Genomic DNA, 12,257 nt, shown 5'->3' with positions numbered 1-12,257 from the left:
GGAGGCGCTGGCGATCGGCAACAGCCTGGAGACGGGTCTGGCGGGCTTTGTCTTCACCAATGACATGGCCACCGCCGATCACCTGACGCATGAACTGCAAGCCGGCTCCATCGCGCTGAACTGCTTCACAAGCCCGGGCGCCGAAGCCCCCTTCGGCGGCTACCGCGACAGCGGCATCGGCCGCGAAGGCGGACCCGAGATGCACAGCAGCTACACCATCGCAAAAACCATCGCCGAAAGACGACAGAGAGTCTGAAGAAAAGGAGGCGCGGAAGGGTAATGCGCGGCGGCAATGCCGCCTTGTCGCCAGCTTGTTTGTCTGTGCATTGTATCGCAAGGGCTACCGGCCCTGCGCATCGACTCAGACAGATACAGAACTGAACCCGACATGCTCGACATTGACCCCAAAAAACTGCTCTATTTCGCGTCTGTCATCGAGCATGGCAGCCTGAATCGTGCGGCCAAGGCTTTGAATGTCTCGCAACCTGCGCTGTCGACCTCGATGGATCGATTGGAAGCCGCGATGGGGATGCAACTTCTTGAGCGGGGACCAACGGGGATCGTGCCTAACAGCTATGGCGAAATTCTCTATTGTCACGCCCGGCTGATCCGCGAAGAGGTCGAGCTGGCCAAGCGGGACTTGTTGAATGCCCTCAACGGGCAGGTCGAATCGATTCGGATCGGCAGTTTGCCCAGCATGGCACAAAGCATCATTCCCTTGGCCCTGAGGCACTGGCGCCTAATGCATCCAACCGGGGACCTGCAGGTCGTGGTCAATGCGCAATTCGACCTGCTGACAGGGCTATTGCGGCGTGACGTTGACTTTGTCATCGGCTTTACCGAGGTTTTCGACATACTGGACGGTCTGCGACAGAAGGTTCTGTTCCGCGATCTTCTCTGCGTCATCGCCCGGCCGGGCCATCCTTTGCACAGCAAGGCTGATCTGACCTGGCCCGACCTTGTGCGTTATCCTTGGATATCACCGACCTCGCGACGGTCAAATACCGTCTTGCAACATGTTCTGACCACGATGAATCTGAGCCTGCCAGAGCAGATCACTGTCTGCGGTTCGGTTTCCCTGTTAAAATCACTGGTGTCGGAGACCGACAGTCTGGCGTTGTTGCCTGCCCATGCCGCCAGCGACGAATTGTCAGAGGCGCGGCTGGTGGCACTGCCCTTCCAGGACCCGGTCCTTCATCGAAATATCGCGGTATTTTTCCGCGAAGGCTATGAGATGGATCTGCCGCGGCGCGACCTTGTAGACACGATCAAGAATTGTGGGCTTGAGATTTCTCGCGAGCGCCCGGCACCTCCGCCCTAAAATCGAAATGACCCCGGCGCAGATCATTTCTGCGCCGGGATTTTCATCAGAACTGCGGCAAGGTGACGGTGAAGAAGACCGATTCAGCCTCGGCCTTGATATCAACTGGCTGATCGGTCGGCAGGAGCTCGATGGCGGTCTTGTCGCCATAAGTTTTGCCATCGACGGTGATGCTGCCTGTGCCCATGAACAGCACTTCGATCTGGCTCCGGGTTCCTGTGTTGAACGTCGCACCGGCTTCCAGCTTCATAAGGGTGATCCGGGTGTTCCGCTCGGTGAAGGTACCCAGAAGCTTGGTCGACACGCCCGGCGTGGCCGTCGGAATCCACGAAGCGGCCGAGGGCTCCATCACCACAACATCGTCATAACGAGCAGGGGCGAAGGTCAGCTTGGTACCCATCGCTTCTTCGAAACAGGCTGCGGAGCCGTCCATGTTGTGCTTTTGACCCTTGTCGTCAATCCAGGTGAAGATACCGTCCTTGAAGGTGCCCTTTGCATTCAACCGGTCATTTGCGGCCTCACGTTGCGGCGTGCTGAGGAAGCCTGCGCCACTGGCACCACCGAACTGGATCACCATCATTTCAAGACCTTCGGGTCGGTCTTGCGGGCCATAATGCACGCTTTCGGGGAAATAGGCGACAGAGCCTTCGCCCATCACCTTATGGGGTGACACCGGGTATTTGCCCTTCAGCACATAGCGGATCTGATCAAAGTTGTGGCGATGGCGCGGCGTGCCCCATCCGCCCGAACCGGTCAGACCGACGTTCAGCAGGTAGTTGTTGGGCGAGCCATCCTCGCCTGTCAGAAGAAACTTCTGGACCAGCTTGCCCTCCCGCATGGAGCCAACCTGCCCGGTTTCCGATGATGCTGCTTCTGAGATACGCATGTTCCAGTCCTCCAATAAGTGGTATTTTCTGAGGACAATTAAGGCTTTTGGGATTGATTTGAGTACCCCGGAATTTCTTGAGGTATAGTATTTTGTTATTGCTTGACGGGTCGGTTCCAACAGGCTCGCTTGATTAAGGCGGGCAACGAATTCAAAAGTCGGGTCAACGCCACCGAACTGAAGTTCGTGTCGCGGTGACCTCTCAAAACGGAAACCCAATGAACATGCCCGAGATCACGCAACCGAATGCCATGAAGGCCAAGATGAAGGCGGGTGAAGTGGGGATCGGCATGATCTTACGCATGGTCAACAATGTCCAGATTGTTGCCGTGGCGAAAAGCGCTGGCTTTGATTGCATTTACATCGACTTGGAGCACTGCAGCTTCTCGTTGGAATCCGTCAGCCAGATCTGCATGATGGCGACCTCGATGGGTGTGACGCCGATGGTGCGAGTGCCGGGGCATGACCCGTCCATGATCAGCCGGACGCTGGAGGCTGGCGCACAAGGCATTATCATTCCGCATCTGGACACGAAGGCGCAGGCCGAGGCCGTTGTGGATGCAGCGAAGTTCCCACCACTGGGGAACCGTTCCTTGCTGGGCCTGAACCCGCACACCTTGTTCCGCGTCGGGCCTGCGGCCGAGACGATGCGTCAGATGAATGAGGCCACGATGGTCGTGGGCATGATCGAATCCGTTGCCGCCGTCGGAAATGCCGATGATATCGCCTCTGTCGATGGTCTGGACATGCTGCTGGTTGGCACGAATGACCTCTGCAACTCGCTGGGCATCCCCGGACAGCTGGATCACCCTTCGGTGCGCGAGGCCTATGCTCATGTTGCCACGGCTTGTGCGCGACATGGCAAGTATCTCGGTGTTGGCGGGCTCAACTCGCGCCCCGACATTGCAAAAGAGATGATTGCTTTGGGCGGGCGCTACATTTCGGCTGGAAGCGATGCTGGCTTTTTGATGAGCGCGGCATCGGCAACGGCACAGGTCTACCGATAGAATCAGACCACCTTCTGCACTGCCCACCGGGGCATAGCGATATTGCACAGATTTTTCCTGGGAGAAAACAAGTGGACCCCGTCAAGTTCGTCAAGGCACCGCAGGATTCCGGCGTACCGGAATGGGCGCGCGACTTCAGTGTAATGGATCGTGTTGTCCTGATCACCGGCGCCGGTCAGGGCATCGGGCGGGAAATTGCCCGTCAGTTCGGCGCAGCGGGCGCCATTCCGGTGATTGCCGATTTGCAGTTGGACAATGCCCAACGCGTCAAAGCCGAGATCGAAGAACGCGGCGGGCGAGCCATGGCATTGCATGTCGACGTCGGCAATGTGGCCTCCATCCAAACGATGGTCGATGCCGTCGTGGCCGAGCATGGGCGGATTGATGTGCTGATCAACAATGCGGCCATTTTCGCTTCGCTGGAAAAACGCAAGTTCGAACTGATTCCGCAAGCTGAGTGGGATCTTGTGATGAAGGTCAACATCAACGGGCCGCTGGTCTGTGCGCGGGCCGTGGCCCCGGTGATGCGCAAGGCGGGTTGGGGCCGGATCATCAACATCGCTTCGGATGCCGTGCCGAAGGGTGTGATGAACTACATGCACTATGTCACCTCTAAATCCGCGATGATCGGCATGACCAATGCCATGGCGCGCGAGCTTGGTGAGGACGGCATCAACGTGAACTGCATCCGCCCCGGCGCGGTGGCGACCGAGGTCGAGCGGGCCGTCAACCCGACGCAAGACCTGCGCAAGATCCAGATCGGGCAGCAATGCATCAAGCGCGGGATGGAGCCGCCGGATCTGGTGGGCCTGATGATGTTCCTGTCCGCCCCGGCCTCATCATTCATCACCGGCCAGACGATCGCCTGCGATGGCGGTTACACCCACAGCTCGTGACCCGAAAGGACGATGCCATGACCCACCATGGGCAGCTTTACATCGATGGCGTATGGGTCAGCCCATCGACCACCGCGCGGCGTGAGGTGGTTGATCCTACCAGCGAAGAAGTTTTCGCCTCGGTCGGGCAAGGGGATGCGCAGGATGTGGAGAGGGCCGTTCTGGCCGCACGGCGAGCCTTTGAGGCCTACTCTCAGACCACTCTGGCCGAGCGGATCGCCCTGATCGACCGGATCATTGCCGAGTATGAACGCCGCGCCGACGAGTTCAGGGACGTGATTGCGCGCGAAGTAGGGATTCCCGTCAGCGCCGGGGTCCAGGTCTCCGGCCCGGTAGGCCACATGAAGGTGGCGCGGGATCTGCTGACCACCTATGCTTTTGCACAGCGGATCGGCGACACGATCATCCGGCGCGAACCGATTGGCGTCTGCGCCCTGATCTCGCCGTGGAACTGGCCGATCCAGACCTCGGTCATCAAGCTGATCTACGCTTTGGCCGCTGGCTGCACGGCGATCCTGAAACCCAGTGACGCATCCCCCCTCAGTGCCATCCTGCTGGCCGAGGTCATGGACAAGGCGGGTGTGCCGCCGGGCGTGTTCAACCTGATCATCGGGCGGGGTCGAGTCGTTGGGGAGGCCCTATCACGTCACCCGGACATTGACATGATCTCCTTCACAGGATCGACCACCGCCGGGGTGCAGGTCGGCGCAGCCGCAGCGCAGACCGTCAAACGCACCTGTCTGGAACTGGGCGGTAAATCGGCCAACATCGTGCTGCCAGATGCTGACCTTGAAAAGGCCGCGCGCTGGAATATCCAAAGGGCCTTTTTCAACACCGGGCAATCTTGTCATGCACCCAGCCGGATGATCGTGCATGAAAGTCAGGTCGAGGCCGTGCTGCCGTTTCTGGCCGACGAATGTGCGAAGTTCATCATTGGCGACCCGCGCGACAAGGCCACCACGATGGGCCCTGCCGTCAGCCAGGCCCAATATGACACTGTGCAGCGCTATATCAAAAGCGGAATTGACGAGGGCGCGCGGCTGGTCTGCGGCGGCCTTGGCCGCCCTGCCGGGATGAACCGCGGCTATTTCCTGCAACCGACGGTCTTTGCCGACGTGCTGCCCGACATGGCGATCTCGCGAGAAGAGATCTTTGGACCGGTGCTGGCCGTTCTGGCCTATTCCACGGAAGATGAGGCCGTCGCCATGGCCAACGACTCGATCTTTGGCTTGGGCGGCTATGTCTTCACCGCCGACCGCAAGAAGGGCTATGCGGTGGCAAGTGCCCTGCGCGCTGGCCGGATTTCTTTCAACGGAGCCGCCACGAACTCGCTGACGCCAATGGGCGGCTACAAGCAATCCGGCATCGGGCGCTCGATGGGCGTCTATGGGCTGGAAGAATACCTTGAAGTGAAATCTGTCTACGGTTTTGAGGACGAGGCGCGCCTTTTTCCAGAACATGTCTGACGGCCAGAGATCGGGCGTGTCTGCCCCCAAAAGAAAGACCGGCTATGGTCGAGAGGAACGGAAGAAATGAAAATCGGTGTCGTCGGACTGGGCTCCATGGGCTTTGGCATCGCATCCTCGCTGTTGCGGGCCGGCCACGAGGTCTGTGGAGCGGATGTCAATCCTGAAGCGATCCGGCGGCTGCAAGCCGATGGGGCGATGGCTGATGCCATTGGCCAGGCCGCGCCCGGTCTTGATGGGCTTGTCGTGGTTGTCCTGAATGCCTCCCAGGTCGAAGCGGTACTGTTTGGCGCGGATGGCATCGCGCCCAAACTTCCCCGGGGGGCAGTGGTCATGTGCTGTGTTACGGTGGCGCCGGATTTCGCCCGCGTCATCGCGGCCCGGTGTGAGGGGCTTGGCCTGCACTTCCTGGATGCGCCGATTTCCGGCGGCTCGGTCAAGGCTGCGCAGGGCAAGCTTGCCATCATGGCATCGGGAACCCCGGACGCCTTTGCAGCGGCGGGCCCCTTGTTGGCGGCTACGGCGGAAAAGGTGTTCAAACTGGGCGATAGCGCCGGAATGGGCTCGGCGATGAAAGCTGTGAACCAGATGCTGGCGGGCGTCCACATTGCCGCAATGGCCGAGGCGCTCACCTTTGGCATTACGCAAGGCATCGCCCCAGAGACTTTTCTCAGCGTCATTCCGGACTGCGCCGGCACCAGCTGGATGTTGGAAAACCGCGCGCCGCATATTGTGGCTGGCAACTACACGCCGCATTCGGCCGTCGACATCTGGCCCAAGGATCTGGGCATCGTTCTGGATGCTGCCCGTGCCGCAAAGTTTGCCGCGCCGATCACGGCGGCGGCATTGCAGCAATTTGTGGCGGCATCCGGCATGGGGCTGGGGCGCCAGGATGATGCGGCGGTGGCCAAGGTTTATGCGCGCAACGCCAGTCTGAACCTGCCGGGCGAAGGTTGAGCCATGCCGACCTATTTTGGCGCAATCGCCGACGATTTCACCGGCGCCACCGATCTGGCAGGGTTGCTGGCGCGCTCTGGCGTCCCGGTGTCACTGCGCATCGGCGTGCCGAGCGCGCCGCCCGAAAGCACGGCACCGCTGGAGATCATTGCTCTGAAATGCCGCACCGCCCCGGTGGCCGAAGCCGTGGCCGAAACGCGGGCGGCCTTGGCTTGGCTACGCCAGGCGGGCGCGCAGCGGCTGTTCTGGAAGTACTGCTCGACCTTCGATTCCACGGACCAGGGCAATATCGGCCCGGTGGCCGAGGCGCTGATGGCAGATCTTGGCACGCAGCAGACCATCTATTGCCCGGCTTTCCCGGAGAATGGTCGCAGCATTTTCATGGGCAATCTCTTTGTCGGCGAGCAGCCCCTGGCTGAAAGCCCGATGAAGGACCACCCGCTGACGCCCATGCGCGATTCCAATCTGATGCGCTTGCTGGCGCCTCAGGTCACCAAGCCGGTCGGGCTGGCGAACCGCCTGACCGTTGCCAAAGGCGCGCTGCAGCAGCGATTGGATGATCTTCTTGCGGCGGGCGTCGCCCATGTCATTGTGGACGCCGTCAGCAATGACGACCTGCAATTGATCGCCGAGGCCTGCCAGACTATGCCGCTTCTGACTGGCGGCAGCGCCGTGGCGATGAACCTGCCCAAGCTGTGGCTAGCGCAAAATCTGCTGCCCAAGGCTGACAAGACGACGATACCCCGAGCCGAAGCAGGCCCGGCCATTGTCCTGTCGGGCAGTTGTTCCGCCATGACCAACCGGCAGGTTGCGGCTTTTCTGGCCAAGGGTCATCCCACCTTCCGGCTTGATCCAATGCAATTGGCCGAGGACGGGGCGGCGCCCGCCTTGACTTGGCTGGCGGCGCAAAGCCGTCACACCACAGTGATGTTTTACGCAACTGCGGAGCCTGCGGCTGTCGCTCGGGCGCAGGCTTTGTTGGGCACCGACCGCGCGGGCAAACTGGTCGAAGATGCGCTGGCGGCCTGCGCCGTCGCCGCGCGCGATCAGGGGACGCGTCGTTTTGTTGTGGCGGGCGGGGAAACGTCTGGCGCCGTCGCCAAGGCCCTTGCCATTGATCAACTTCACATTGGCGCTGAAATCGCGCCCGGCGTGCCGTGGTGCTATGCCACAAGCGCTGGAAAATCCGTCGCCATCACCCTTAAATCCGGTAATTTTGGCCAGGAAGGCTTCTTCAATGAGGCGTTGGAGGTTCTGGGCACATGATGGCCGAAAACGCGCTCCGCGAGCAGATTTGCCTCTTGGCAAAATCCATGTTCGACCGGGGCCTGACCAGTGGATCGACGGGCAATATCTCGGCCCGAACGGCGGACGGTGGCGTGTTGGTGTCGCCCACCGGCACCAGCTTTGGCCGTCTGGACCCGGCCCGTCTCAGCCTCTTTGACAGCAGCGGCCGCCAGATCAGCGGCGACAAACCGACCAAGGAAATGCCTCTGCACGCGGCCTTTTACGACACGCGCAGTCAGGCAGGGGCCGTGGTGCATCTGCATTGTTGCCATGCAGTGGCGCTCTCCACCCTGCCCGAGGTTGACGAGGACAACTTCCTGCCGCCGATCACGCCTTACGGCATCATGCAGCTTGGCCGTGTCAAGCTCTTGCCCTTCTTCTGCCCCGGCGACCCTGCCATGGGCCAAGCCGTCCGTGGCCTTGCAGGCAAGCGCGCCGCAGTCATGTTGGCCAATCATGGGCCGGTTGTGGCGGCCAAGGATGTCGAAGCCGCCTGCAATGCCATCGAGGAGCTTGAGGCCACGGCCCGCCTTGCCTTGCTGACCCGCGGCCTGCAGCCCCGCCTGATGACCGAGGCGCAGCTCCGCGATGTCGTCACAACCTTCAATGTCGAGTGGGACGCATGAAATTCTCCGCCAACCTGGGCTTTCTCTGGGCCGACCGCGCCTTGCCAGAGGCCATCCGTGCCGCAAAGGCCGCTGGGTTTGATGCCGTGGAATGTCATTGGCCCTATGATACGCCCGCGATGGACACTCTGGCGGTGTTGCGCGAAACCGGGCTTGCGATGCTGGGTCTGAACACAAGGCGCGGCAATACCGCCGTCGGCGAAAACGGCCTCTCCGCCGTGCCCGGGCGCGAGGCTGAGGCCCGCGCCGCGATTGACGAGGCACTGGCCTACGCGCGCGCCACTGGAACCGGCGCCGTGCATGTCATGGCGGGCAATTCCAGCGGCCCCCGGGCCCGAGTGGCCTTTGTGGCGAACCTGACCTATGCCTGCACGCAGGCGGCGCCGGACGGAATCACCATTCTGATCGAGCCTTTGAACCCCCACAACGCCCCCGGCTATTTCCTGAACAGCACCGGCCTTGCCGCCGACATCATCCGCGAGACCGGCCAACCCAACCTGCGCCTGATGTTTGACTGCTACCATGTCCAGATCATCGAAGGTGACGTGACCCGCAGGCTTGAGACCCTGCTGCCCTTGATCGGCCATATCCAGATTGCCTCGGTTCCGGACCGTGGCATCCCGGATCACGGGGAGCTGGATTACGCCTATGTGCTGTCCTGCGTCGCAGCCCTTGGCTGGAGATCTGCGATCGGTGCGGAGTATCTGCCGGGCAGCACCGAGCCCGATATGAGCTGGCTTCAGAAGTATAGATAATGGCCAAGGGCTGGGCCTGAACAGCACCGACAAAAGGAACTCAATGATGAACGACAAACCGGTGATCGGCTTTATTGGCCTTGGCTTCATGGGCCATGGCATGGCCAAGAACATTCGCTTGGGCGGCTATGATCTTTGGGTGCGGGGTCGATCCAATCGGGCTCCGGTCGAAGACCTGCTGGCGATGGGCGCACAAGAGGCCGCCAGCCCGAAGGAGATGGCCGAGGCCTGCGACATCATCCACATCTGCCTGTCCAACTCGCCGCAGATCGAGGCTGCAATGCGCGCGCCGGATGGCATCCTGGCAGGTGCGCGCCCGGGACTGATCGTCATCGAAACATCGACCGCCAATCCTGCCTCCACCGCAGCGCTGGCGGCTGAACTGGCGGCGAAGGGCGGGTATTTTGTCGACGCGCCCTTGGGCGGCACACCGGTGCAGGCAGAGGCCGGCCAACTCAGTGCCATGGTCGGCTGTGATGAGGCGATCCTGCCGCAAATCGCGCCGGTCATCGGGTGTTGGGCCAGCAAGATCACGCGGATCGGGCCGGTGGGTAGCGGCCACAAAATGAAACTGTTGATGAACTTCATCGGCCTGTCTTACGGCGCACTGTTCTCGGAGGTTGTTGTGCTGGGGGCCAAGGTTGGCATCTCGCCCCAGACCATCCGCGAGGTGATCTCGCCCAGCCGCATGGGCAACGGGTTCTTCGAGACCTTCATGAGCTATGTGGTCGACCGCAACCGCGACTCGCACAAATTCTCGATCGCGAACGCGGCCAAGGATCTTCGCTATCTCAACGATATGGCCGCAGATGCGGATATGGTGAACATCATGGCCGGAGCGGCCAAGCATTATTACACTCACGTCGCAGCGACCGGTCACGCCGAGGATTACGTCCCGATGCTCAGCGACCATGTCGGTGCCCTTAACGGCGTGAACATGGAAGACGAGGTGCGCAAGGGCGCGTGATTTCACAGTCGCACGCACGAACAATCGCAATGGGTCGGTCATGCCAGAGGATACGCGGTCTGTTGAGGTCAAGGCAAATGCCGCAACCCCGACATATCCAGGCCATTGTATCCCGCCCCTTCTCAGCCAGGAATTTTGTGAAATGAGGTGCCTGTGACCAACCAACGTTCCTTGCTTCTTGCCGCTCTCCCAGCACTGCTGGCCGTGGCCATGGTGTTTCTGGTCACCGGCGCCTCCCTCGCGACCCTGCCGCTCTATATTCATCAGAAACTCGGCTACGGTGCCGGTGTGGTTGGAATGGTGGCAGGGGCGCAGTTCGTCTGCGCGATGCTCTCCCGTATTTGGGCCGGACAGATGGCGGATGGCCAAGGTCCCAAGGCCGCGATGCTGTGGGGGCTGGCGATGACCCTGGTCGCCGGATGTTTTTACCTCGGCTCCACACTTTTGGCGGCAACCCCGGCGATCGCTTTGGCTAGTCTGTTTACCGCCCGGCTGTTTCTGGGAGGAGCCGAGAGCTTCATCATCACGTCCGGCCAGTCCTGGGGGCTGGCGCTTGCCGGGCAAGACCGCGCGGCGGCCGTGATCGGATGGACGGGAACGGCGCTTTATGTCTCGCTGGCCGTGGGCGCACCACTCGGGGGCGCGCTTTACGGCCTCATGGGGTTTGGCGGAATCGCGGCCATCACACTTGTGGTGCCGGTACTGACGTTGGCGCTGATCTTGTCTGCAAGCGGCCCCAAACCCTTGCCCAAGACAACCGGCAGGGCCCCTTCGGTTCTGGCTGCGGTAGCGCGACCCGGGATGGCAGCAGGATTGGCCGGGTTCAGTTACAGCTCCATGGCCTTTTTCTCTGTCCTGCTGTTTTTGGACCGAGGCTGGCAGCCAACCTGGGCGCCGTTCAGCGCCTTCGCTGTGGCCCTTGTCCTGATGCGGTTGACTTTCTCAAGCCTGCCCGACCGGATGGGCGGCCGCAAGACCGCGCTCCTCTTCCTTATGGTCCAGATCGTCAGTCTGGCTGGCCTGATCCAGGGCAGTGCCGAGAGTATCGCGTTGGTGGCGAGTTTCATGGCCGGTGTGGGCTATGCCTTCATTTACCCGGCTTTGGGGCGCGAGGCCGTCCGTGCCGTCGCCCCCGAGCGTGTCGGGCGGGCAGTGGGGTATTATTCGGCCTTCTTTGACCTTTCGATGGGGGTCTCTGGTCTGCTGTTGGGGTTGATCGCGGACCGGATCGGACTTTGGGCGGTCTTTCTGGCCGCGATCGTCGCCTCAGCCCTCGCGGCGGCGCTGGTGACTACCCTACCACGCGGAGGGATGAAATGACGACCCCCCCGGTTTCATGAAAACCGCCTACATCTGAACAACTTCGCCTGCACCATTTGCCCCAGCTCCCCATGTCAAACCTCACCCTCCCTGGACGCCTTGGGCACTAGCTTGGCCACGGCGTTGCTGCTTCGTGCCGAGTGTGCGCGTCTTGTGCTTGTCGCTCGCAACACCGAGGCTCTGCAATCCGCCTCCGTGACGGTCATTCTGTCGGCTCTGGGCATCACGACCGAAGTGAGGCCCGAGACTCGGAAAGGTATGACTGATATCAAACTGTTGGGCAGCTCTTGCGCGGTGCGGGCCTGTCTGCCCTTCCTGCGCAAGGTGTGAGCTGCGCGCATCTTCGACATCGCATCCGGCGCAGGGCTTCTGCCACATGTTAGCCCGTTCTTGACACGCTTGAGGGGGCATACAGCACCGGCGTTGCCCTGCAAGTCGACGGTGGGCACTCCTTCCACCAAGGGGATGGCGGCGGAAAGGTCGCGGAGCAGGCTCTTCCGCGCCTCCTTTTTCTCAGACCCTCTGTCGTCTTTCGGCGATGGTTTTTGCGATGGTGTAGCTGCTGTGCATCTCGGGTCCGCCTTCGCGGCCGATGCCGCTGTCGCGGTAGCCGCCGAAGGGGGCTTCGGCGCCCGGGCTTGTGAAGCAGTTCAGCGCGATGGAGCCGGCTTGCAGTTCATGCGTCAGGTGATCGGCGGTGGCCATGTCATTGGTGAAGACAAAGCCCGCCAGACCCGTCTCCAGGCTGTTGCCGATCGCCAGCGCCTCC

At 61.4% G+C, this 12,257-nt stretch carries 13 protein-coding genes; 11 read left to right on the top strand and 2 right to left on the bottom strand.

What is annotated here, in order from left to right; translation table 11 throughout:
* Both AC1DZT_RS25205 and AC1DZT_RS25200 read left to right on the top strand, forming a co-directional pair.
* A partial coding sequence (locus AC1DZT_RS25205; RefSeq protein WP_478009393.1) for an aldehyde dehydrogenase family protein occupies nucleotides 1–256 on the top strand: 256 nt, incomplete at its 5' end.
* A gap of 132 nt (nucleotides 257–388) precedes the next feature.
* Nucleotides 389–1,321: a LysR family transcriptional regulator gene (locus AC1DZT_RS25200; protein ID WP_478009404.1), complete on the top strand. Its 933-nt coding sequence runs from the start codon at nucleotides 389–391 to the stop codon at nucleotides 1,319–1,321.
* Nucleotides 1,322–1,367: 46 nt separating this feature from the next.
* Here AC1DZT_RS25200 and AC1DZT_RS25195 read toward each other — a convergent pair whose 3' ends face one another.
* Nucleotides 1,368–2,327, bottom strand: a complete 960-nt coding sequence (locus AC1DZT_RS25195; RefSeq protein WP_478009403.1) for a cupin domain-containing protein — start codon at nucleotides 2,325–2,327, stop codon at nucleotides 1,368–1,370.
* A 98-nt stretch (nucleotides 2,328–2,425) separates the two neighbouring features.
* Between AC1DZT_RS25195 and AC1DZT_RS25190 the strand changes: the two genes are divergently transcribed.
* From AC1DZT_RS25190 to AC1DZT_RS25150, 9 genes are all read left to right on the top strand, one after another.
* A complete protein-coding gene (locus tag AC1DZT_RS25190) occupies nucleotides 2,426–3,214 on the top strand; it encodes an HpcH/HpaI aldolase family protein (protein ID WP_478009402.1) in 789 nt (262 codons plus the stop codon).
* Between the two features lie 71 nt (nucleotides 3,215–3,285).
* On the top strand, nucleotides 3,286–4,110 hold the full coding sequence (locus AC1DZT_RS25185) for an SDR family NAD(P)-dependent oxidoreductase (protein WP_478009401.1): 825 nt from the start codon (nucleotides 3,286–3,288) through the stop codon (nucleotides 4,108–4,110).
* 17 nt (nucleotides 4,111–4,127) lie between these two features.
* The gene (locus AC1DZT_RS25180) at nucleotides 4,128–5,576 is read left to right on the top strand and encodes an aldehyde dehydrogenase family protein (RefSeq protein WP_478009400.1); all 1,449 of its coding nucleotides are present in this window, start codon (nucleotides 4,128–4,130) and stop codon (nucleotides 5,574–5,576) included.
* Between the two features lie 66 nt (nucleotides 5,577–5,642).
* Nucleotides 5,643–6,533, top strand: a complete 891-nt coding sequence (ltnD, locus tag AC1DZT_RS25175) for an L-threonate dehydrogenase (protein WP_478009399.1) — start codon at nucleotides 5,643–5,645, stop codon at nucleotides 6,531–6,533.
* A gap of 3 nt (nucleotides 6,534–6,536) precedes the next feature.
* Entirely contained in the window at nucleotides 6,537–7,799 is a 1,263-nt protein-coding gene (gene otnK, locus AC1DZT_RS25170; protein WP_478009398.1) for a 3-oxo-tetronate kinase, read from the top strand.
* The gene (gene otnC / locus AC1DZT_RS25165) at nucleotides 7,796–8,446 is read left to right on the top strand and encodes a 3-oxo-tetronate 4-phosphate decarboxylase (RefSeq protein WP_478009397.1); all 651 of its coding nucleotides are present in this window, start codon (nucleotides 7,796–7,798) and stop codon (nucleotides 8,444–8,446) included. Before otnK ends, otnC begins: the two co-directional genes overlap by 4 nt.
* Complete coding sequence (locus tag AC1DZT_RS25160; protein WP_478009396.1) at nucleotides 8,443–9,201, top strand: hydroxypyruvate isomerase family protein; 759 nt, start codon at nucleotides 8,443–8,445, stop codon at nucleotides 9,199–9,201. Before otnC ends, AC1DZT_RS25160 begins: the two co-directional genes overlap by 4 nt.
* A 46-nt stretch (nucleotides 9,202–9,247) precedes the next feature.
* Nucleotides 9,248–10,168 (top strand): NAD(P)-dependent oxidoreductase, encoded by a 921-nt coding sequence (locus AC1DZT_RS25155; protein ID WP_478009395.1) that lies wholly within the window; start codon nucleotides 9,248–9,250, stop codon nucleotides 10,166–10,168.
* Nucleotides 10,169–10,321: 153 nt separating this feature from the next.
* Nucleotides 10,322–11,488: an MFS transporter gene (locus tag AC1DZT_RS25150; RefSeq protein WP_478009394.1), complete on the top strand. Its 1,167-nt coding sequence runs from the start codon at nucleotides 10,322–10,324 to the stop codon at nucleotides 11,486–11,488.
* A gap of 513 nt (nucleotides 11,489–12,001) precedes the next feature.
* Here the strand turns inward: AC1DZT_RS25150 and AC1DZT_RS25145 are convergent.
* Nucleotides 12,002–12,257: aldehyde dehydrogenase family protein (locus AC1DZT_RS25145; RefSeq protein ID WP_478009393.1), on the bottom strand; the 256-nt coding region annotated here is incomplete at its 5' end.

The sequence above is a fragment of the Rhodobacter sp. P1_C2 genome, from assembly GCF_056406375.1.
The sequence above is the reverse complement of the archived record's forward strand: the minus strand, read 5'-3'. Positions and strand labels throughout refer to the sequence as shown.

Bases quoted from the DNA above. Each gene is read 5' to 3' on its own strand.
- AC1DZT_RS25200 (WP_478009404.1), top strand. From the start codon at position 389: ATGCTCGACATTGACCCCAAAAAACTGCTCTATTTCGCGTCTGTCATC.
- AC1DZT_RS25190 (WP_478009402.1), top strand. From the start codon at position 2,426: ATGAACATGCCCGAGATCACGCAACCGAATGCCATGAAGGCCAAGATG.
- AC1DZT_RS25180 (WP_478009400.1), top strand. From the start codon at position 4,128: ATGACCCACCATGGGCAGCTTTACATCGATGGCGTATGGGTCAGCCCA.
- ltnD (WP_478009399.1), top strand. From the start codon at position 5,643: ATGAAAATCGGTGTCGTCGGACTGGGCTCCATGGGCTTTGGCATCGCA.
- otnK (WP_478009398.1), top strand. From the start codon at position 6,537: ATGCCGACCTATTTTGGCGCAATCGCCGACGATTTCACCGGCGCCACC.
- otnC (WP_478009397.1), top strand. From the start codon at position 7,796: ATGATGGCCGAAAACGCGCTCCGCGAGCAGATTTGCCTCTTGGCAAAA.
- AC1DZT_RS25160 (WP_478009396.1), top strand. From the start codon at position 8,443: ATGAAATTCTCCGCCAACCTGGGCTTTCTCTGGGCCGACCGCGCCTTG.
- AC1DZT_RS25155 (WP_478009395.1), top strand. From the start codon at position 9,248: ATGAACGACAAACCGGTGATCGGCTTTATTGGCCTTGGCTTCATGGGC.